This window comes from Micromonospora sp. CNZ296 (assembly GCF_007827635.1).
On sequence record NZ_VISW01000002.1, the window covers coordinates 492909 to 515538 of the forward strand.

9 protein-coding genes are annotated in these 22630 nt (G+C 75.8%); 7 read left to right on the forward strand and 2 right to left on the reverse strand.

Annotated features, from left to right (window positions below; all coding sequences use genetic code 11):
- Window positions 1-15 precede the first annotated feature (15 nt).
- Together FB455_RS05080 and FB455_RS05085 are read right to left on the reverse strand one after the other, a co-directional pair.
- Entirely contained in the window at window positions 16-720 is a 705-nt protein-coding gene (locus tag FB455_RS05080) for a CBS domain-containing protein (RefSeq protein ID WP_047891256.1), read from the reverse strand.
- A 94-nt stretch (window positions 721-814) separates the two neighbouring features.
- Window positions 815-2929, reverse strand: a complete 2115-nt coding sequence (locus FB455_RS05085; RefSeq protein WP_145752442.1) for a molybdopterin-dependent oxidoreductase — start codon at window positions 2927-2929, stop codon at window positions 815-817.
- 148 nt (window positions 2930-3077) lie between these two features.
- Between FB455_RS05085 and FB455_RS05090 the strand changes: the two genes are divergently transcribed.
- The 7 genes from FB455_RS05090 to FB455_RS05120 all read left to right on the forward strand — a co-directional run bounded on the left by FB455_RS05090 (window position 3078) and on the right by FB455_RS05120 (window position 22630).
- Window positions 3078-3470, forward strand: coding sequence for a DUF2267 domain-containing protein (locus tag FB455_RS05090; protein ID WP_013285943.1), 393 nt, complete (start codon window positions 3078-3080; stop codon window positions 3468-3470).
- A gap of 329 nt (window positions 3471-3799) precedes the next feature.
- A complete protein-coding gene (locus FB455_RS05095; protein WP_145752444.1) occupies window positions 3800-7261 on the forward strand; it encodes an AMP-binding protein in 3462 nt (1153 codons plus the stop codon).
- Window positions 7258-10368 (forward strand): thioesterase domain-containing protein, encoded by a 3111-nt coding sequence (locus FB455_RS05100; protein ID WP_145752446.1) that lies wholly within the window; start codon window positions 7258-7260, stop codon window positions 10366-10368. The genes FB455_RS05095 and FB455_RS05100 overlap by 4 nt, the downstream gene beginning before the upstream one ends.
- Entirely contained in the window at window positions 10365-12668 is a 2304-nt protein-coding gene (locus FB455_RS05105) for a lantibiotic dehydratase (RefSeq protein ID WP_071095328.1), read from the forward strand. The genes FB455_RS05100 and FB455_RS05105 overlap by 4 nt, the downstream gene beginning before the upstream one ends.
- Complete coding sequence (locus tag FB455_RS05110; protein WP_145752448.1) at window positions 12665-16168, forward strand: non-ribosomal peptide synthetase; 3504 nt, start codon at window positions 12665-12667, stop codon at window positions 16166-16168. The genes FB455_RS05105 and FB455_RS05110 overlap by 4 nt, the downstream gene beginning before the upstream one ends.
- Window positions 16169-16197: 29 nt before the next feature.
- Window positions 16198-21645 (forward strand): type I polyketide synthase, encoded by a 5448-nt coding sequence (locus FB455_RS05115; RefSeq protein ID WP_145752450.1) that lies wholly within the window; start codon window positions 16198-16200, stop codon window positions 21643-21645.
- 31 nt (window positions 21646-21676) lie between these two features.
- On the forward strand, window positions 21677-22630 hold the full coding sequence (locus FB455_RS05120) for a TauD/TfdA family dioxygenase (RefSeq protein ID WP_128137489.1): 954 nt from the start codon (window positions 21677-21679) through the stop codon (window positions 22628-22630).

Genomic DNA, 22630 nt, shown 5'->3' on the forward strand with positions numbered 1-22630 from the left:
CGGGCCGTCCAGGGCTCAGGCGATGCCGGCCGGGGTGGCGCCGCCGATGCGCAGCGCCGACATCGGCGCGTCGTCGATCGCGTAGCCGAGCGCGTCGACCACCTCGACCACGCCGCTGACCTGCCGGGTCAGCCGGACCGCGAGCTGCGCGGTGGACCGGCACTCCACCTGGCCGGTGAGCGTCACCACGCCCCGGTCCACAGTCACGTCCACCACGCCGTCGCGGACGCCGAGGCTGCGCCACAGCACCTCCTCGACCACGTCCCGCCGGATGCCGGCGTCCGGGCGCAGGTGCACCTTGAGCAGGTCGCCGCGGGTGACGATGCCGACCAGCCGGCCGAGGTCGTTCACCACCGGCAGCCGCTTCACGCCGCGCGCGTCCATCAGCCGGGCCGCCTCCACGATCGTCGCGTCCGGCGTGATGGTGACCGGGGGAGCGGTCATCAGGTCGGCGGCGAGCGTCGCGCCGGCCTTCGCCCGCGCCTCGCGGCGGTGCCGGTCCGGCAGGATCCGCCGCTCCCGGGGCTGGCCCAGGAACTCCACCTTGTACATCAGGTCCGCCTCGGACACCACGCCCAGCACCCGGCGGGTCTCGTCCACCACCGGCGCCGCCGTGACGTGCCGCTCGGTCAGCACGTCGACGATCTCCCGGTACTCCGTGCCCTCCCGTACCGACGCCACGTCCCTGGTCATCACGTCCTGCACCTGCCACGTACGCATGGCGAACCTCCCTGTGTCCGCCTCCGACGCTAGGCGGCGGCGACGGGCCGGAGCAGGGGCGCAAAGACCAGGTCAGGGGGCCGGAGGTCCCGAATCACCCAGCCGCGACGGGCTCCGCGACCTCGTCGAGGGGCGGCTCGGCGGTCAGCAACTCGGCCGGCACCGGCTCGACCTCCACCCGGCAGTCGTGGAACGTGGGCGCCTCGCCCAGGTCGGTGTCCCGGACGCCGGTGACCGCGTTGACGGTGGACCGCCCCGGGCTGCGTCGCGCCCAGTACGCCTTGTACGTGAACGCGCACCCCGGCCGGGTCGCCTCGTCCACCGCCACCGCGGCGAGGAACGCGCCCCTGTCGTTGTGCACCCGTACCGCGTCGCCGTCGGCGAGCCCGCGCGCCGCCGCGTCGTCCGGGTGCAGGTGCACCAGGGGCGGCCCGGCGCGGCGGGTGTGCCACGGCAGCGACGCGAACGTGGAGTTCATCAGGTAACGGTTGGCCGGGGTGAGCAGCGTCAGCGGGAACCGGCGGGCCAGCTCCGGGTCGGCCGCCTCGGCCGGTGGCGTGTATCCGGGCAGCGGGTCCACCCCGAGCGTGGCCAGCGCCGGGTCGTGCAGCCGGGCCCGCCCGTCCGGGGTGGGGAAACCACCCTCGGCGTACGGCGCGGAACCCACCGGCACGCCGGTGAGCCGGGCGTACGTGCGCTCGCGCAGCTCCTCGTACGTGATCGGGGCGTCGGCCAGCAACTGCCGGGCCAGGTCCTCGTCGCTGTCCCGGAACGCCGGGTGGTCGATCCCGAGCGCGGCGGCGATCCGCCGGAAGATCTCGGTGTTCGGCAGCGCCTCGCCCGGCGCGCGGGTGACCGGCAGGTTCAGCGTCGTGTAGTGGTGCCCGTAGGACGTCTGGAGGTCCAGGTGCTCGGGCTGCATGGTGGCCGGGAGCACCACGTCGGCGTAGTCGCAGGTGTCGGTCCAGCGCTGCTCCAGCACCACTGTGAACAGGTCGGCGCGGCCGAGCCCGGTCAGCAGCCGGGCCTGGTCCGGGGCGGTCGCCGCCGGGTTGGCGTTGAACACCACCAGCGAGGTGACAGGCGGGTCGGCCTCCCCGGTGAGCACCGCGGCCAGCCGGCTCATGTTCAGCGACCGGGCCGGCGGGGCGGGCATGCCGGCCGGCCGGATCACCGGGCCGTTGTCGACCCGGTGGTGGCCGCTGGTGGTCACCAGCGCCCCGCCGCCGGGGTACCGGAAGTCGCCGGTGACCAGCGGCAACGCGCAGATCGCCCGGATCGCCTGCCCGGCGCCGTGGTGCCGTTGCAGGCCCAGCCCGACCCGTACCGCTGTGGGCCGGGTGGTGGCGATCCGCTCACCGAGACGGCGGATCGTCCCGGCCGGCAGGCCGCACTCGGCGGCGGCCCGCTCCACCGGCCAGTCGTCGAGCCGGGCGCGCAGTTCCGGCCAGCCGGTGGTGTGCGCGGCCAGCCACGCCTCGTCGGCCGCCCCGGCGTCGCGGACGTGCCGCATCAGCCCGAGAGCGAGCGCCGCGTCGGTGCCTGGTAGCGGCGCGACGTGCTCGTCGCTGCGGGCCGCCGTGTCGGTGCGCAGCGGGTCGATCGTCACCACGTACGCGCCGCGCTCGCGGGCCTGCTGCACGAACGGCCACAGGTGCAGGTTGGTGACGAGCGGGTTGGCGCCCCAGAGCACGATCAGGTTCGCCTCGACGATCGACTCCGGTTCGAAGCCGACCGAGGCGCCGTAGAGCGAGCGCAGCGCCGCCCGCGCGGCCGCCGTGCAGATGGTGGTGTCCAGCCGGGACGCGCCCAGGTGGGCGAAGAGCCGGGGCCCCATGGTCCAGCCCTGGACCAGGCCCATCGTGCCGGCGAAGTAGTAGGGCAGCACCGACTCCGGTCCGTCCCGTTCGATGCTCGCGCGCAGTCCGGTGGCCACCCGGTCGAGGGCCTCGTCCCAGCTCGCCGGCCGGTACGCGACCCGGCCGGTGCTCTTCGGGCCGGTGCGGACCCAGGGCGTGGTGAGCCGGTCCGGCCCGTTCACCGCGCCCAGGTAGCGGTTCACCTTGCCGCAGAGCGCGCCCCTGGTGAACGGGTGGTCGCGGTCGCCGCGCAGCGCGACCGCCCGGCCGTCGTCGACTGTGAGCTGCCAGACGCAGGTGTCCGGGCAGTCCAGCGGGCAGGCGCCGGGGTGGGTCGTGACGGGGGCCATGGGCGGATGCTACCGACGCGACCGGCCACCTGCCCTCCGGCTTTTCCGCCTCCCGGCGGGTGGGGCGTTTGGCCGGGGTGGGGGCGGGTACCCGCCGGGGCCGACCGCTGTGGGCGTGGTGCCCGCCGGCGGCGAGGGGAGGGGTGGGATGCGGTTCCCCCTGTTCGTCGAGGCGGTGGCGCGGCGGGCCGAGTTGCCCGCTGACGAGGCCGCGACCGTCTCCCGTGCCGTGTTGCAGACCCTCGCCGACCGGATCACCGCGGACGAGACGACGGACCTGGCCGCGCAGCTGCCGGACGACGTGGGCGGCTATCTGGAGCCCGCCGGCACCGCCACCACCGGTGGCGCTGTCGACTTCCTGTACCGCGTGGCCGAACGCGCGGCGGTGGACCCGGCGGTCGCCGAGGTGGGTGCCGTCGCGGTGCTCGCGACGCTGCGCGACACGGTGACGGTGGGGGAGTTCCACGACCTCGTCGCGCAGCTCCCGAAGGGCTTCGACGCCATGGTGGACCCCATCCCACGACCGCCGTACGATGTCTGAGCAGGCTCCCCGCGATCCGGGTCGAGCTGCGGCACCGAGGCCGTCGCGGCGAAAGATTCCACGGCCTGGAAGTATTTTCACCGTAAAATAATTTGTCGGTTGTCACGTACGCTGAAAAACGTCTACGCGCTAGAGGGATGATCGGACGAATTCCTCCGTCCGAGGTTCCAAGGTGCCGTCCCCTCTTCGGCTCAAGCCTCATCGCCGCTCTTCCGGCGCACGGATCGAGCCATATTCTGCTTCCAATGTGAAGTCCTGGGGGGGATCAATGATCACATTCGTCGATTGCTGCCTGCCTGCCCTCTGTGGAGCGCAACCCGCTTCCTGACATGGCAGAGACGATGATCATCAATCGTTTCGGCGCGATCTCGGCGGTACACGGCGGACGTCCGGCACTTCTCGGTGAGACCCACGAGGTCACCTACACCGAGCTGGCCGGATCGGCCGGCGGGCACGCTGCCGTGTTCGCCGCCGCGGGCCTGCGCGCCGGAGACCGGATCGCGCTGCTCACCGCACACGGTGCGCCCACCGTGGCGGCGATGCTCGGCGCCCTCGCGACCGGATGCGCGTACGTGCCGCTGGACCCGGGCTTCCCGGTCGCGCGGCTGCGCCACATGGTCGACGCCGCCGGGGTCACCGCGGTGGCCTGCGCCGCCGAGCACCGCGACCTGGCGTCCACACTGGCCGCCGGGCGCCCGGTCGTAGCGCTGGACGAGGCGCCGCCGGCCCCGCTGCGCCCGGTCGCGGCCGACCCGGACGCGCTGGCGTACGTGCTGTTCACCTCCGGCTCGACAGGCGTGCCCAAGGCGGTCGGACAGACCCACCGCAACCTGGCCCACGTCGTCGACAACCAGATCGCCGCGCTCGGCGTCGGCCCGGACGACCGGCTCAGCCTGCTCGCGTCGTTCAGCTTCGACGCCGCCATCCCCGACCTCTACCCGGCGCTGCTCACCGGCGCCGCAGTCGTACCAGTCGACCTGCGCCGCCAAGGGCTGGCGCACGCCGTCGACCAGCTCGACCGGCACCGCGCCACGGTGCTGCACTGCACGCCCACCGTCTACCGCTTCCTGCTCGACACGCTCGGCGCGCGCCGGCTGCCCACGGTGCGGGCGGTGCTGCTCGGCGGCGAGCAGGCCACCTGGGCCGACGCGGCCCGCGGCCGGGACCGCTTCGCCCCCGGCTGCGTGCTCGTCAACGGCTACGGCGCCACCGAGATGACGTTCGCCGCCCGGCACGTGCAGCAGCTGTCCGAGGTGGACCCTGATGCCCGCGGGCCGCTGCCGGTGGGCGTCGCGTTCCCCGGCTACCGGCTGGACCTCGCCCCGGACACCGGCGAGATCGTGGTCCGCAGCCGCCACCTCGCCCCCGGCTACCTCAACCAGGACAGCGACCGGTTCGGCGTCGACGCCGACGGGCTGCTGTCGTACCGCACCGGTGACCTGGGCCGGCTGCTGCCCGGCGGGGAACTGGTCTGCCTCGGTCGGCTCGACCGGCAGGTCAAGGTGCGCGGGCACCGGGTCGAGCTGACCGAGATCGAAGCGGTGCTGTCCGCCCAGCCCGGCGTGGCGGGCGTGCGCGCGATCGTGCGCGACGGCGAGCTGCTCGCGTACGCCCGCCCGGCCGGCGCCCGCCCGGAACCGGCGGCGCTGCGCGCGGCGCTGACCGCCGCGCTGCCCGACTACGCCGTGCCCCGCGCGGTGGTGGTGGTCGACGAGTTCCCGCTCACCGTCACCGGCAAGGTCGACGAGCGGGCGCTGCCCGACCCGGTCACCGAGGTGCCCGCCGAGGAGGCCCCGGCCACCGACACCGAACGCGCCGTGCACGACATCTGGTGCGCGGTGCTGGGCCGCGACGCGGTCGCCCGCACCGCCAGCTTCTTCGACGTGGGCGGGCAGTCGCTGCTGCTGGGCCAGGTGCAGCAGCGCCTCGCCGAGCGGTTCGGCGTACGCCTGCCGATGCTGCGCCTGTTCGACCATCCGACCGTCGCCACCCAGGCGGCGCTGCTCGACGCCCCGCCCGAGGCCGTCCGCGCCCCGGTGCTGCCCGCGCCCGCCGCGCCGGTGCGCGCCGCACGCGAGTACACCGGCGACGAGATCGCCGTGGTCGGCGTCGCCGGGCGGTTCCCCGGCGCGCCCGACGTGGCCACGTTCTGGTGGAACCTGTGCACCGGCGTCGACTCGGTGCACGACCACACCGACGAGGAGCTGGCCGCGCTCGGTGTCGGCCCCGCTCTGCGCGCGGACCCCCGGCACGTCCGCGCCACCGGCCGACTCGACGGGGTGGCCGACTTCGACGCCGACTTCTTCGGCTTCGGCGCCGACGAGGCCGCCCGTACCGACCCGCAGCACCGGCTGTTCCTGGAGACCGCCTGGGAGGCCCTGGAGGACGCCGGGCACGACCCGGCGCGCTTCCCCGGGCTGGTCGGCGTCTACGCCGCCACCTCGGCCAACCGCTACTTCCTGTTCCACCTCATGGACAACCCGGCGGTGGTCGGCGACGTCGACCCGGACGACTGGGAGGCCCGGCTCGTCGGCCGCCAGTTCACCGACCACCTGCCCGGGCAGGTGGCCTACCGGCTCGGCCTGACCGGCCCGGCGATGGCCGTGCAGAGCGCCTGCTCCAGCTCGCTCGTCGCGGTGTGCGTCGCCGCGCAGAGCCTCGCCGACTACCAGTGCGACCTGGCGCTGGCCGGCGGGTCGACGGTGATGTGGCCGCGGCACCGGGCGGGCGGGCTCGCCTCGCCCGACGGCCGGTGCCGCGCCTTCGACGAGGCCGCCGCCGGCTCCGGCTTCGGCTCCGGCGCGAGCGTGGTCGCGTTGCGCCGGCTCTCCGACGCGCAGGCCGACGGCGACCGCATCTACGCGATCCTGCCGGGCTGGGCGGTCACCAACGACGGCCCGGACCGGGCCGGCTTCGCCGTACCCGGCCCGGCCGGCCAGGCCGCCGCCGTCGCGAACGCGCTCGCCACCGCCGAGGTCGCACCCGGCGAGGTCCGCTTCGTCGAGGGCCACGGCAGCGGTACGCCCCTCGGCGACGCCATCGAGGTCGCCGCGCTGCACGAGGTGTACGCGGGCGCCGCGCCCGCCGAGTCCACAGCGCTCGGCTCGGTGAAGACCAACATCGGTCACCTCGACGCCGCGGCCGGCATCGCCGGGCTGATCAAGACGGTGCTGGCCGTCCGGCACGGGGTGATCCCGCCGAACCTGCACTTCACCCGCCCGCACCCGGAGATCGACCTGGCCGCCGGACCCTTCTACGTGCCCACCAAGGCGCGGGACTGGCCGGACGACGCGCGCCGGGTCGCCGGAGTGAGCGCGTTCGGCCTGGGCGGCACCAACGCGCACGTCGTGGTGGAACAGCCGCCGCCCGCCGAGCCGGCCGACCCGCCCGGCGGGCGACCGTGGCTGCTGCCGGTCTCCGCGCGTACCCCGGCGGCGCTGCGGGCCGCGCTGGCCCGCCTGCGCAGCCACCTCGCCGGGGCCGCCCCGGCACTGTCCGACGTGGCCGCCACGCTGGCGCTGGGCCGGCGGGCGTTCGCCCACCGGGCGGCGGTGGTCGCCGCCGACCTGCCGGCCGCGCTCTCCGCGCTGGACGTGCTGCTGGACACCGGCGCCCGCATCGCCGGTGACGGCGGCCCGCTGCGCGAGACGGCCGCCGAGTGGGTCGCCGGGCGCGACGTCGACTGGCACGCGCTGCACCCCGAGGGCACGGTCCGGCGCACCGGACTGCCCACCTACCCGTTCCAGCGCCGCCGGCACTGGATCGACCCCGTGCAGAAAGGTCCGCGGTGAACTGGTTCGTCTCCGCCGGAAGCCGACCCGAGGCGCCGGTGCGGTTGTTCTGCCTGCCCTACGCCGGAGCGGGCGCCAGCGCGTTCCGGCGCTGGGCGGCCGAGTTCGGTCCGAGCGTCGACGTGGTGCCGGTGCAACTGCCCGGCCGGGAGAACCGGATCACCGAGGACCCGCGCTTCAGCGTCGCCGAGGTGGCCGACGCCATCGCCTCCCGTGCCGACCGCCCGTACGCGATCTACGGCCACTCGATGGGCGGACGGCTCGGCTTCGACGTGGTCCGTGAGCTGCGCCGCACCGGCCGCCCGCTGCCGCTGCGGCTCTACGTCGGCGGCGCGCGCGCCCCGCACGTCGCCACGCCCGGCCCGTTCGACGGGCTGTCCCGGGCCGGCGACGACGAGCTGCTGCGCCGCCTCGGCGAGGGCGGCGGCCTGCCCGCCGAACTGCTCGACCACCCCGAGCTGGTGGAACTGCTGCTGCCGCTGCTGCGCGCCGACTTCGGCCGGGTCGACGACTACCGCCACGTGCCGGGCGAGCCGCTGCCGGTGCCGATCGTCGTGTTCGCCGGTCGCACCGACCGGGCGGTCAGCCGGGAGCAGAGCGCCGCCTGGGCCGAGCACACCGCGGCCGGGTTCACCCTGCACGAGCTGGACGGCGGGCACTTCTTCCTGCACGACCGGCTGACCGAGCTGGCCGCGCTGATCCGGGCCGACCTGACCGCCGCGCCCACCGACACCCGCCCCGGCACACCGGACGCGGGTCCGGACCCGGTGCGCGCCGCCGGTCGCGGGACCGCCGGCGCCGCGCACCGGGTTCCGCTCGGCGGCACCGGCTGGTCGGTGTGGCGCGACGCGATGCTGCGGACCACCGGTTTCCCGGCCGACGGGCTGGAGCTGTTCACCGCGCCCCGGGCCGCCGCGGCGGCCGACGAGCTGCTGGCCACCGGCGCCGGTGAGGACCGGTTCACCAAGGAGTTCGAGGAGGCGCTGCGCGCCGGCGCGCAGCGGTTCAGCGAGCTGGCCGCCGACCCGCTGCTGCGCGAGGCGGTCACCTGGCAGAACCGGGGCGCGCTGGTGGCGTTCGACGGGCTGGTGCGCGGCGGCGCCGACGCGGCCCGCAACGTGCGCCGCCGCGACCGGGAACGGGCGCTGCTGAAGTACTGGCAGCGCTACTGCGGCAAGAACGAGACTGTGGGCTTCTTCGGCCCCAGCTGCTGGGTCACTGTCGATCCCGCGCAGCCGGAAGTTGCCCGAGTCAACCCCGGCGACAGCCTGACCCGGCGGCGCTGGGTGTGGTTCGAGTCGTGGGCGCTGTCCGCGTACGCCGAACGGATCGGCGCGGACCTGGCGGTGCGGCGGTGGTGGCCGCCGATGCTGCGGGCCCACCTGGCCGTCCGGGACCGCGACGTGCTGCGGCCCGGCCGCCCGCCGCTGACACTGACCCCGGTCGAGGCCGCGCTGCTCCGCGCGGCCGACGGCCGGCGCGCCGCCGCCGACCTGGTCGCCGACCCGGCGATCGGGCTGCGCCGCCCGGAGGACGGCTACGCGCTGCTCGACCGGCTGGTCGAACGGGAACTGATCACCTGGGACGCGGCCCTGCCGGTGAGCCCGGACGCCGAGCGGGTGCTGGCCGACCGTATCGACGCGATCGGCGACGACCCGGCCCGCGCCGCCGCCCGCGCCGGGTTCGACCGGCTGCGCGCCGCCCGCGACGACGTCGCCGCCGCGGCAGGCGACGCGGACCGGCTGCGGACCGCCCTGGACGCCCTGGACGCCACGTTCACCGAGCTGACCGGCGTGCCCGCGGTGCGCCGGGCCGGACAGATGTACGCCGGCCGCACGGTCTGCTACGAGGACAGCGCCCGGGACCTGGACGTGGTGTTCGGCGCGCCGCTGCTGGCCGAGCTGGCCGCCCCGCTGGACGTGCTGCTGCGCGCCGCCCGCTGGCTGGCCAACGCGCTCGCCCGCGCCTACCTGGACGTGCTGCGCGGCCTGTACGAGGAGCTGCGCGCCGAGTCCCGCGGCCCGGTGCCGCTGGCCGACCTGTGGTTCCTGGCCCAGGGGATGTTCTGGGGCGACGGGGACCGGCCGGTCGACGCGGTGGCGGCGGACTTCGCGGCCCGGTGGGCCGGACTGTTCGGCCTGGACACGCTGCCCGCCGGCACCACCGACGTACGGCTGCGCGCGGCCGACCTCGCCGGCCGGATCGACGCCGTGTTCCCCGGCGACGGTCCGGGGTGGTCCAACGCCGCCATGCACAGCCCCGACCTGCAGATCTGTGCCACCGACGCGGACGCGCTGCGGCGCGGCGACTACACGGTGGTGCTCGGTGAGCTGCACGCCGCCTGGTCGTCGTTCGACTGCGCGGTGTTCACCCCGTCGCACCCGGACGTGGAGCGGCTACGCGACGCGCTCGCGGTGGACATGGGGCAGCGGCGGGTGCGGCTGCTGTTCCCGGCCGACTGGCCGCGGCGCACCAGCCGTACCGCCGAGTCGCTGACCGGCCCGACCGACAGGCATCTGGCGTTCCTCGACGCCCCGGGCGCCGACCCGGCCCGCGTGCTGCCCACAGTCGACCTGGTCGTCGAGGAGATGGACGGCGAGCTGGTCGCCACCGCCTCGGACGGGCAGCGCTGGCCGCTCGTCGAGGTCTTCGCCGAGCCGCTCAGCGCGCACGCCGTGGACGGGTTCAAGCTGGTCGCCGCCGCGCCGTACACGCCCCGGATCACCGTGGACCGGCTGGTGCTGGCCCGGCAGACGTGGCGGACCACGGTGGGCGAGAGCGGCCTCGCCGTGCCCGACGGCGAGCGGGCCCGCTTCCTCGCCGTCCGGGACTGGCGGCGCCGCCTCGGCCTGCCCGAGCAGGTGTACGTCAAGCTCGGCACCGAGACCAAGCCGTGCTTCGTGGACCTGTCCGCGCCTGCGTTCGCCACCACGCTGTGCGCGATGGTGCGCGCCGCCCGGGTCGACGGCGGCGACGACGTGTCGTTCACTGTGAGCGAGATGCTGCCCGCACCGGAGCAGGCGTGGGTGCCCGACGGGCAGGGCCGCCGCTACTTCAGCGAGCTGCGCCTGCACATCACCGACGCCCGGCGGGAGGACCACCGGTGAGCCATCTGCTGCCCCTGGGCGACACCGGCTGGTCGGTGTGGCGGGACGTGGTCCTGCGTACCGCCGGTTTCCCGGCCGCCGGGCTGGACCGGTTCGCCGCGCCGGACTGCGCCGCCGCCGCGGACGCGCTGCTCGCCGGCGACACCGGCCCCGAGGTGTTCGGCAAGGCGCTGGGCGACGCGTTCGCCGAGTCCTCCGCGGTGGCCGGCGAGCTGGCCGCCGACCCGCTGCTGCGCGAGGCGGTGACCTGGCAGAACCCGGACATGCTCATCGCGCTGGACGGGCTGCTGCGCACCGACCCGCAGGTCCGCAACGTCCGCCGCCGCAAGCGCGAGCTGAGCCTGCTGCGCTACTGGCAGCGCTACTGCGGCAAGGCCGAGACGATCGGCTTCTTCGGCCCGGTCTGCTGGGGCACGTTCGACGCCACCCGGCCCGGCGTGCACACCGCGCCCGGCGCCGCGCTGGTGCACCGGCGGCGGGTGTACTTCGAGGCGTGGGCGCTCATCGCGTACGCCGACCGGCTCGCCGACGACCTCGCGGTCCGCCGCTGGTGGGCACCCGCCCTGCAACCGCACCTGACCGTCGCCGGACGGGAACTGCGGGCGCCGCTGCACCCGCCGATCGTGTTGACCCCGGTCGAGGCGCTGCTGCTCGGCGCCTGCGACGGGCGGACCCCGGCGCTGGAGCTGGCGCACCGGCTCTGCGACGCCGGTGAGGTGCACAGTCCCGACGACGTCTACCTGCTGCTGGACCGGTGGGTGGAGCGCGGGCGGCTCAACTGGGGCGCCAACCTGCCGATCGCGCCCGACGCCGAGCAGGTGCTCGCCGCGCGGATCGCCGCGATCGGCGACGAGCCGGTCCGTGCCGCGACGGCGGCCGAGTTCGGCCGGCTCCGCGCCGCCCGTGACGAGGTGACCGCCGCGGCCGGCGACCCGGACCGGCTCGGTGCCGCGCTCGCCGCGCTCAACGCCGAGTTCACCGCCGTCACCGGCCGCCCGGCCACCCGGCACAGCGGACAGATGTACGCCGCCCGCACGGTCTGCTACGAGGAGACCGCCCGCGACCTGGAGTTCCGGATCGGGTCGGCGGTGATCGACGCGCTGGCCGAGCCGATGGCGGTGGTGCTGCGTACCGCCCGCTGGTTCACCACCGAGGTCGCCGCCCGCTGCGGCGAGCTCTTCACCGAGCTGCACGAGGAACTGGCCGCCGACGGCCCGGTGCGGCTGGCCGACCTGTGGCTGCTGGCCCAGGGCACGCTCGTGGCCCCGGACGGCCCGATCGGCCGGGCCGGCGCCACCCTCACCGCGCGCTGGGCCGAGCTGTTCGGCCTGGCCGACCTGCCCGAGGGGCAGGCGGAGCTGCGGCTGCGCGCCGCGGACCTGACCGAACGGGCCCGGGAACTCTTCCCGGCCGAGCGGCCCGGCTGGCCGTCGGCCCGGCTGCACAACCCGGACGTGCAGCTCAGTGCGGCCTCGCCGGAGGCCGTCGAGCGCGGCGACTTCCTGCTGGTGCTCGGCGAGCTGCACCCGGCCTCGGTCGCGTTCGACAGCGCGGTGCTCAGCCCGTTCCACCCGGACCCGGCCGCGCTGCGCGCCGACCTCGACGCCGACCTGGGTCCGGTCCGGCTGCGGGTGCTCTGGCCGGACAGCTTCCCCCGCCGCACCACCCGCACCACGTACGCGCTGACCGGCCCGGCGGACCGCCAGCTCGGCATCGACACCGCGCACGGCGCCGACGTGGACCGCCTGGTTCCGGCCACCGCCGTGGTGGTCGAACGCACCGGGGACCAGCTCACCGCGGTCTTCCCCGACGGCGCCCGCTGGCCGCTGATGGAGGTGTTCGCCACGCTGCTCGGCTCGCTGCTGCTGGACGCGTTCAAGCTGCTCGGCGCCGCCGCGTACACGCCCCGCATCACCATCGACCGGCTGGTCGTGGCCCGGCGTACCTGGCGTACCACGGCCGGGGCGTGCGGGCTGGGCGGCCACGCCGACGAGACCGCCCGCTACCTGGCGGTACGCCGCTGGCGCGCCGAGACCGGCCTGCCCGAGCGGGTGTTCGTCAAGGTCGGCACCGAGATCAAGCCCTGCTACGTGGACCTGACCGGCCCGCTGTACGCGCAGTCGCTGTGCGCGATGGTCGACGCCGCGCTGCGTACCGGCCCGGACGTGCCGGTGGTGGTCTCCGAACTGCTGCCCGCACCCACCGAGGCGTGGGTGCCCGACGCCCGGGGGCGCGGTTACGTCAGCGAACTGCGCCTCCAGATCACCGACCCGGCCGAGCAGCTTGGAGCACTCCGGTGACCGACACCCTGACCGTCAGCGCCGTCCACGGCCCGGACCTGCCGTGGCCGGACGCCACCCTCGCCGACCTGGTCACCGCGCAGGCGGCCCGTACCCCGGACGCGGTGGCGGTGCGCCAGTGGGACACCCGGCTCACCTACCGGCAGCTCGTCGACCGGGCCGCCGGGGTGGCCGCCGCGCTGCGCGAGCACGGCGTCGGCCGGGGCGACCGGGTCGGCGTGTGCGGCGCGCGTACCCCCGACCTGGTGGTCACCGTGGTGGGCGTGCTGCTCGCCGGCGCCGCGTACGTGCCGCTGGAGCCGGGCGGCCCCCGGGCCCGGCTGCGCGGGATCGCCCGCGACGCGGGCGTACGCGTGGTGGTCGGTGACGCGGCGGCGGCCGAGTTCGGCGACGAGCCCGGCGTGACGGCGCTCGGCCTGCCCGGCCCGGCCCCGCTCGCGCCCTGCCCGGCCCGCCCCGGCGACCCGGCGTACGTGCTGTTCACCTCCGGTTCCACCGGCCGCCCGAAGGGCGTGCTGACCACCCACCGCAACGCCGTCGAGTTCGTCACCGGCGTGAGCGCGCTGACCGGCGCCGACGCGTCGGTCCGCAGCCTCGGCATCGCCTCGCTCGGCTTCGACGCGGCCACCATGGACCTGTTCGTGCCGCTCACGCTCGGCGGCGCGGTGCAGCTGCTCGGCGCCGACGACCGGGCCGACCCGGTACGGCTGGCCCGGTTCGTCGCCGAGCACGAGGTCACCTGGGGCTTCATCACCCCGACCGTGCTGTCGCTGCTGGACCCGGCCGGGTTCCCGTCGTGGCGGGTGCTGCTCTGCGGCGGCGAGGCGGTCCCGGCCGAGCTGGCCGCCCGCTGGGCGCCCGGCCGCCGGTTCCTCAACGGCTACGGCCCGACCGAGACCACCGTGCTGGCTGTCACCTGCGACCTCACCCCGGCCGACACCGACCCGATGCCGATCGGCCGGCCGCTGCCCAACCACCGGGCGTACGTGGTCGACGCCGACCTGCGTCCGGTGCCGGCGGGGGAGACCGGCGAACTGCTGATCGGCGGGCCCGGCCTGGCCGATGGCTACCTCAACCGGCCCGGCCTGACCGCCGAGCGGTTCGTGCCCGACCCGTTCGGCGACGTCCCCGGCGAGCGGCTCTACCGCACCGGTGACCTGGTCCGGCAGGGCCCGGACGGCCGGATCGTCTACCTCGGCCGCGCCGACCGCCAGGTGAAGGTCCGCGGCCAGCGCATCGAGCTGGGCGAGATCGAGGCGGTGCTCGCCGCCCACCCGGGCGTCGAGCGCGTCGCGGTGGAGGCGGTACCCGGCCCGGCCGGCGCCGAGCTGGTGGCGTTCCTCACCCCGGCCGGCGCGCCCGACGACGACGAGCTGCGGGCGTACGCCGCGCCGCGGCTGACCACCGCGATGCTGCCGGCCCGGACGGTGCGGCTGGACGCGCTGCCGGTCAGCGCGACCACCGGCAAGCTGGACCGGCCGGCGCTGCGCGAGCTGGCCGCGGCCACCCCGGCCGCCGTGGCCGACGCGTCCGCCGACGACGACCCGGTGACGGCGGGGGTCCGGCGCGTCTGGACCCGGCTGCTCGGCGCCACGCCCGCCCCGGACAGCGACTTCCTCGCCGCCGGCGGCAACTCCGTCGCCGCGATGCGGCTGGTCGCCGCGCTGCGCGCGGAGCTGGGCCGGCAGGTGGACACGCGGGTGCTGTTCGCCGACCGCACGTTCGCCGCGCTCGTGGACCGGGTCCGCGCCGCCGACCCCGCCGACGCCGACGGGCTCACCACAGGCAATCCGCCGACGCTGTCCCCGCCGCAGCGGCGGCTGTGGTTCATGGACCAGCTCGCCCCGTCCAGCGCGCCGTACAACATCGCCGTCGCGCACCGGCTGCGCGGGCCGCTGGACGTCACCGCGCTCGGCGCCGCGCTGCGGGCCGTGGCGGAACGGCACGACGTGCTGCGCTGGCGCATCCCGCAGAACGGCGGGGTGCCGTACGCGGTCCGCGAGGAACCCACCGACGTGGCGGTGCCGGTGGTCGACCTGACCGGCGCCGCCGACCCGGACGCCGAACTGGCCGGCATGCTCGCGGCCGGTGCCGGGCACGCGTTCGACCTGGCCACCGGCCCGCCCTGGCAGGTGACCGTGTTCCGGCTCGCCGCCGAGGAGCACGTGCTCGCGGTGACCGTGCACCACGCGGTCTTCGACGGCTGGTCCGAGGCGCTGCTCTACGACGAGCTGGCGCTCGCGTACGCCCGCGCGCTCGGCCGGTCGGTGCCGGGCCGCCCGCCGCTGCCCGCCACGTACGCCGACTACGCGGTGTGGCGCGCCGACCGGGACCGGCGCCGGGGCGAGACGGACCTGGCCTGGTGGACCGCGCACCTGGCCGGCGCGCCGACGGTGCTGGACCTGCCCCGCGACCGTCCCCGCCCGGCCGTGCAGACGTACGCCGGCGCGGAGGCCGCGGTACGGCTGGACGAGACCGCCGACCTGGCCGTGCGCGACCTGGCCGCGACGCGCGGCAGCACTGTCGCGGCGGTGCTGCTGGCCGCGTTCGGTGAGCTGCTGCGGCGCGTCACCGGCGGCGACGAGCACGTGCTCGGCGCGATCGTCGCCGACCGGCGGCTGGCCGCGTTCGACGAGGTGATCGGGTTCTTCATCGACACCGTGCCGGTGCGGGTCCGCTCCGGCGGCGCGAGCTTCGCCGAGCAGGTCGACCGGGCCGCCGCCGAACTGCACGAGGTCACCGCCCACCCGGGCGCGCCACTGGAACGCATCGTCGAGGCGCTCGGCGTGGGCCGGGACACCTCCCGCGCCCCGCTGGTGCAGGTGCTGTTCAACGTGCTCAACTTCGTCGCGCCCCGGCTGACGCTGACCGGCCTGGCCGTCGAGCCGGTGCCGGTACCGAAGCCCGGGTCGCCGTTCGACCTGACCGTCTACGTGGTGGAGCGCGACGGGCGGGCCGGCGTCGAGGTGGTGCACAACCCGGACCTGTTCGAGGGCGAGCGGATCGAAGCGCTGCTGGCCGACCTGGCCGCCCTGGTCGGCGCGCTCGCCGCCGACCCGGACGCCCCGGCCGCCGAGGTCGCGCCCGAGCTGCCCCGCCCGGCGGTACGGGTCGCGGCGCTCGGCGCGATGAGCGTCGCCACCGCCGAACCGGCCCGCGCGCCGCTGCCCGCCGGGTCGGACGCGCTCACCGCGACCGAGGAGCTGATCGCCGGGATCTGGCGCGACGTGCTCGGCCGCGACGCGGTCGGCGTGAGCGACAACTTCTTCGACATCGGCGGCCACTCGATGGCCCTGGCCGCCGTGCACGCCCGCCTCACCGAGGCCACCGGCCGCTCGATCACCATGCTCGACCTGTTCCGCCACCCGACCGTACGGGCGCTCGCCGCCAGCCTCGACGGGGCCGCCGACCGGCCGGAACTGGCCCGCGCCGCGATGCGCGCCGCCGCCCGGCGGGGCCGCGCCCGCCGTACCCCGCCACCACGCCGACCTCACCCGTGACGCGATCCCTTGTGAATGAAGGAACTCCCATGCAGAACGACATTCCCGCCGACGACGGCGTCGAGCCCATCGCCATCGTCGGGCTCGCCGCCCGCCTCCCCGGCGCGGCCGACGTCGACGAGTTCTGGCGCAACCTGGTCGACGGCGTGGAGTCGACGACCGAGCTGACCCGCGAGGAGCAGCTCGCCCGCGGCGCCCAGCCGCAGGAGGTCGACGACCCGGGCTGGGTCAACCGCGCCCCGCTGGTGGACGGCTACGACCAGTTCGACGCCGGCCTGTTCGGGATGACCGCCCGCGAGGCCGAGATCACCGACCCGCAGCACCGGCTGTTCCTGGAGACCTGCTACACCGCGTTGCAGGACGCCGGCTACGACCCGGGCCGCTACGACGGCGCGGTGGGCGTGTACGCCGGCACCGGCGGCAACACGTACCTGCACCGCAACGTGTTCCGCAACAAGCGGGTCGGGGGGAATCCGCACGGCGCCGTCTCGCTCGCCACCGGCAACTCGCCGAACTACGTGGCCACGAACGTGTCGTACCGGCTGGACCTGCGCGGGCCCAGCATGACCGTGCACACCGCCTGCTCCACCTCGCTGGTGGCGTTCCACCTGGCCTGCGAGGCGCTGCGCAACGGCGAGTGCGACATGGCCCTGGCCGGCGGCGTCAACATCGAGCTGCCGCACGTCGGCTACCTCGGCATGGACGGCTTCACCTCGCCGGACGGGCGGTGCCGGCCGTTCGACGCCGGAGCGAACGGCACGGTGTGGGGCAGCGGCGTCGGTGTGACGCTGCTCAAGCGGCTCTCCGACGCGATCGCCGACGGCGACACCATCCGCGCGGTCGTGCTCGGCAACGCGATCAACAACGACGGCGCCGGGAAGGTCGGCTTCACCGCCCCCAGCATCGACGGGCAGATGGAGGCCGTCGCCCAGGCCGTCGAGCTGGCCGGCGTCGACCCGCGCAGCATCAGCTATGTGGAGGCGCACGGCACCGGCACCGCGCTCGGCGACCCGATCGAGGTCGCCGCGCTGTCCGCCGTCTACACCAAGGACACCGACGAGCGCGGCTGGTGCGGCATCGGCTCGGTGAAGTCGAACATCGGCCACCTCAGCCAGCCCTCCGGCATCGTCAGCGTGATCAAGACGGTGCTGGCGATGGAGCACGGGCTGATCCCGCCGACCATCAACTACGAGACGCCGAACCCGGCCATCGACTTCGCCGACACCCCGTTCTACGTGGCGAACACGCTGACCAAGTGGGACACCGACGGCGGACCGCGCCGGGCCGGCGTCAGCTCCTTCGGCATCGGCGGCACCAACGCCCACGTGGTGCTGGAGGAGGCCCCGGCCGCGGGGCGGCACGAGCCGTCCGCCCGCCCGGCGCACCTGCTCCAGGTGTCGGCGAAGACGCCGACCGCGTTGGACACCGCCGTGCGGCGGCTCGCCGACCATTTGGAGAGCGGCAGCGACGTGGCGCTCGCCGACGTGGCGCACACGCTGCGCGTCGGCCGCCAGGTGTACGCCCACCGCGCCGCCGTCGTCGCCGGTGACCCGGCGTCCGCCGCCGCCGCGCTGCGCGAGCGGCGCAAGGGCCACCGGGGCGTCGCCGACGGCCCCGCGCCCCGGGTGGCGTTCCTGTTCAGCGGCCAGGGCTCGCAGTACGCCGGGATGGGCGCCGAACTGTACGCGCAGGACAGCGCGTACGCCGCCGCCGTCGACGAGTGCGCCGAACTGCTCCGCCCCGAGCTGGGCCTGGACATCCGCGATCTGATCCTCGGCCGCGACCCGGAGGCGGCGGACAAGCTCACCGAGACCCGCTACACCCAGCCCGCCCTGTTCACAGTCGAGTACGCCCTCGCCGCCGCCTGGCGGGCCGCCGGTGTCACCCCGGCCGCGATGATCGGCCACTCCATCGGCGAGTACGTCGCCGCGACGGTCGCCGGGGTGCTCGACCTCGCCGACGCGCTGCGCGTGGTGGCCGCCCGGGGCCGCCTCATGCACTCCCTGCCCGCCGGCTCGATGCTGGCGGTCACGCTCGACGAGTCGGAGGTGACCGGCAAGCTGCCCGAGGGCCTGTCGGTGGCCACGGTCAACGGCCCCGGCACCTGTGTGGTCGCCGGTGAGACGGCGCTCGTGGAGGAGTTCGCGGCGAGCCTCGGCGGCAAGAACAAGTCGAAGCTGCTGCGCACCTCGCACGCGTTCCACTCGCCGATGACGGACCCGATCCTGGACGAGTTCACCGCGCTGATGGCCACAGTGCCGCTGCGCGCCCCGGCGGTGCCGTTCGTCTCGAACGTGACAGGCACCTGGATCACCGAGGCGCAGGCCACCGACCCGGCGTACTGGGCCGCGCACCTGCGCCGCCCGGTCCGCTTCGGCGCGTGCGTGGCCACGCTGCTCGCCGAGGGCACCTGGGCGCTCGTCGAGTGCGGCCCCGGCCGGCAGCTGGCCAACCTGGCCCGGATGCAGGTCGCCAAGGCCGGCGAGGCGCAGCGTGCGCTGACCCCGCTGGGCAGCCTGCCCGGCCCCGGCGAGCAGACCGGTGACGTGGCCGCGCTGCTCGGCACGGCCGGCGCGCTGTGGTGCGCCGGGGTGCCGGTGAGCCTCCCGGCCGACCCGCACGCGCGGCGGGTGCCGCTGCCCACGTACCCGTTCGAGCGGCGCCGCTACTGGATCGACCCGGACCCGGAGCAGGAGGTCGCCGCGGCGCCCGCCGAGACCGGCCCCCGCCCGCTGCCGGAGTGGTTCGCGGTGCCGGCCTGGCGGCAGGCACCGCCGGTCCGCACGGCCGAGCCGCTGGGACGCTGCCTGGTGCTGGCCGACGGCCCGCGCGGCGAGGCGCTCGTGGCCGCGTTGCGCGCCGCCGGTGACGACCCGGTCGAGGTACGCGCCGGCGAGGCGTTCACCGCCACCGCGAACGGCTTCCGGCTGCGCCCCGGCGTACGCGCCGACGCCGAGGAACTGGTCGCCGCGCTCGGCGCCGACCTGCCCCGGCGGATCGTGCACGCGTTCGCGCTCGACGGCGAGCCGGCCGGCACCGACCCGGCGGCCGCCTGGGCGGCGCAGGAGCGCGGCTTCTTCGGCGCGCTGCACCTGGTGCAGGCCCTGGCCGGTGCCGGTGTCACGGCCGACGAGGCGGGCGTCCGCCTGGACCTGGTCACCGCCGGCATCGGCGACGTACGCGGCGACGACCTGGTCCGCCCGGAGCACGCCACGCTGGCCGGCCTGGCCCGGGTGCTCCCGGCCGAGCTGCCCGGCCTGACCGTGCGGCTGCTCGACACCGACCCGGCCGCGCGCGGCGTGGCCGCCCTGGTGGCCGAGCTGCGCAGCCCGGTCGACGCGGAGCACCCGGAGGTGGCGCTGCGCGGCGACCGACGCTGGCTGGCCGGCTACGAGCAGGTCACAGTGGCCGCCGAGGACGAGCCGGGCGTGCTGCGCGAGGAGGGCCGCTACCTGATCACCGGCGGTCTCGGCGGCATCGGCGTCACCCTGGCCGAGGACTTCGCCCGCCGGGCCCGCGCCAAGCTGGTGCTGCTGGCCCGTTCCGGGCTGCCTGAGCGGGACGACTGGGACGCGCACCTCGCGGTGCACGGCGGCGCCGACCGGGCCGGGCGGGCCATCGCGGCGATCCGCCGGATGGAGGCCGCGGGCGCCGAGGTGCTGGTGCTCGCCGCGGACGTCACCGACGCGGACGACCTGCGCCGGGTCCGCGACGAGGCGGAGCGCCGGTTCGGCGGGCTGGACGGCATCGTGCACGCCGCCGGTCTGCCCGGCGGCGGCATGGCCGAGGTGAAGGAGCGCGACGAGGCGCGGCGCGTGCTGGCCCCGAAGCTGGCCGGCACCCTGGCGCTGGCCCGGGTCTTCGGTGACCTGCCGCTGGACTTCGTCGTGCTCTGCTCCTCGATCACGGCGGTGATCGGCGGGTTCGGCCAGGTCGACTACTGCGCCGCGAACAACTTCCTGGACGCGTTCGCGCGCTCCGGCACCGGGTTCCGCGCGCCTGTGGTGTCGCAGAACTGGGGCGGCTGGGCCGAGGTCGGCATGGCGGTGGAGACCGCCGCGCCGGCCGCGTTCCGGGCTGCCGGGCGGGACACCGTGACCACTGCGGTCGACCATCCGGTGCTGACCACGATGGTGGCCGGCCCGGACGGCACGGTGCTGCACGGCCTGGTCTCGGCCGACACCCACTGGCTGCTCGACGAGCACCGGATCGGCGGGGTGCCGGTGGTGCCGGGCACCGCCCACCTGGAGTCGGTGCGCGCCGCGGTGGTGGCCGCGCTGCCCGCGCCGGGGCCGGACGCCGCGGTGGAGCTGCGGGACGTGGTGTTCCTGGAGCCGTTCTCGGTGCCGGACGGCACCGTGGCCCAGTACCGGGTCGAGCTGACCCCGGCCGAGGACGGCACCGACTTCACCGTCGCCAGCCTCGCCGCCGGACAGGCGCGCACCCACGTACGCGGCACCGCCGGGTGGACCACCGACGCGGCCCCGCCGGCCGCCGTGCCGGCGGTGGCCGGGCGGCGGGTCGACGACGACGCCTCGTTCGGCCGGGGACGCACCAGCATGCTGACGTTCGGGCCACGCTGGGCGGCGCTGGCCGAGCACCACCTCGCCGACGGCGAGGAGCTGGCCCGGGTGCAGGCACCCGCCGCCGCGCTCGGTGACCTGCCCTCCTGGGGCATGCACCCGGCGCTGCTGGACGTGGCCACCGCGTTCGGCCGCGGGCAGGGCTCCGGCACCTACCTGCCTCTGTCGTACGGCCGGATCGTGGTGCGCGGGCCGCTGCCGGCGACGTTCCACAGTCACCTGCGGCACCGGCCCGCCGCCACCGACGAGGTGGTCGCCGCCGACCTGTCGCTGCGCGACCCGGATGGCCGGGAGCTGGTCGCGATCAGCGACTTCGTGCTGCGCCGGGTCGACCAGGACGCGGTCACCGGCAACCTGGCCGAGTCCCCGGCGGCGACCGGTGACGCCCCCGCGCCGGTCACCGAGGACATCCGCCCGGTCGACGGCGCGGAGGCGTTCCGCCGCAGCCTCGCCGCCGGACTCGGCGCCCAGGTGGTGATCGCCACCCGTACCGTGGCCGACATCCGGCGCCGGGCCGCCCGGGTCACCACCGACAGCCTCGCCGAGGAGACCGACGCGCCGGCCGGCCCGGCGGCGACCGGCGGCGGCTCGGCGGCGCCCGGCACCGAGCTGGAGAAGACGATCGCCCAGGTGTGGCGCGACGGCCTCGGCGTCACCGACGTCGGCGTGGACGACGACTTCTTCGCCCTCGGCGGCAACTCGCTGGTCGCCGTGCAGCTCATCGCCGCCATGCGCAAGGCGACAGGCGTACGGCTGCCGATGCGCAGCCTCTTCGAGACCCCCACGGTGGCCGGACTGGCCGCCCGGATCGAGGAACTGCGTGCCGCGGCGCCCGCCGACGCACCGGCCGCCCCGGCGGCGATCCCGGCCATCCCGCGGCTGCCCCGCGGCTGACATCCCGACGCACACAAGGAGACACCGCACCATGAGCGAGACAACCGCGACGCTGCCGGTGGTCGTCGAGAGCGACGGCCGGGCGCTGACCGACCTGATCACGGCCCGGCGCGCCGAGCTGCGGGACACCCTCGTCGCCAGCGGCGGGCTGCTGTTCCGCGGCTTCGACGTGGGCGGCGTGGACGGCTTCGACCAGGCCGTACGCGCGCTCGCCGGTGAGCCGCTGACCTACACCGAGCGCTCCTCGCCCCGGCACTCCATCAAGGGCCGGGTCTACACCTCGACCGACTACCCGCCGGACGAGGAGATCTTCCTGCACAACGAGAACTCGTACCAGGCGCGCTGGCCGCTGACGCTGTTCTTCTACTGCGTCACGCCGCCGCAGACCCGGGGCGCCACGCCGCTGGCCGACGTGCGCCGGGTCTACGAGCTGATCGACCCGGCGGTCCGGGAGGAGTTCGTCCGCCGCCGGTGGATGCTCGTGCGCAACTTCCACGGCGACTTCGGCACCCGCTGGCAGGAGGTGTTCAACACCGAGAGCCGCGCCGAGGTCGAGGCGTACGCGGCTGACAACGGGATCACAGTGGAGTGGGTCGGCAAGGACGGCCTGCGTACCCGCGCGGTCCGCGACGTGGTGCACCACCGGCCCGGGTCGGACACCCCGCGCTGGTTCAACCACGCCACGTTCTTCCACCTCAGCACCCTGCCTGCCGACTACCAGGAGGGGCTGCTGGCCATGTTCGGCGCCGACGGGCTGCCGTCGAACACCTACTACGGCGACGGCGGCGAGATCCCCGCCGACGTCATGGACCACCTGCGCGCCGCCTACCGGGCGGCCACCGTCCGCTTCGACTACCAGCGCGACGACGTGCTGGTGGTGGACAACATGACCGCCGCGCACGGCCGGGAGCCGTTCACCGGTCCCCGCAAGATCGCCGTCGCGATGGCCGAGCCGCACACCCCCGAGAACGCAGGAGCGAACTGA

Bases quoted from the DNA above. Each gene is read 5' to 3' on its own strand.
- FB455_RS05080 (WP_047891256.1), bottom strand. From the start codon at position 720: ATGCGTACGTGGCAGGTGCAGGACGTGATGACCAGGGACGTGGCGTCG.
- FB455_RS05085 (WP_145752442.1), bottom strand. From the start codon at position 2,929: ATGGCCCCCGTCACGACCCACCCCGGCGCCTGCCCGCTGGACTGCCCG.
- FB455_RS05090 (WP_013285943.1), top strand. From the start codon at position 3,078: ATGCGGTTCCCCCTGTTCGTCGAGGCGGTGGCGCGGCGGGCCGAGTTG.
- FB455_RS05095 (WP_145752444.1), top strand. From the start codon at position 3,800: ATGGCAGAGACGATGATCATCAATCGTTTCGGCGCGATCTCGGCGGTA.
- FB455_RS05115 (WP_145752450.1), top strand. From the start codon at position 16,198: ATGCAGAACGACATTCCCGCCGACGACGGCGTCGAGCCCATCGCCATC.
- FB455_RS05120 (WP_128137489.1), top strand. From the start codon at position 21,677: ATGAGCGAGACAACCGCGACGCTGCCGGTGGTCGTCGAGAGCGACGGC.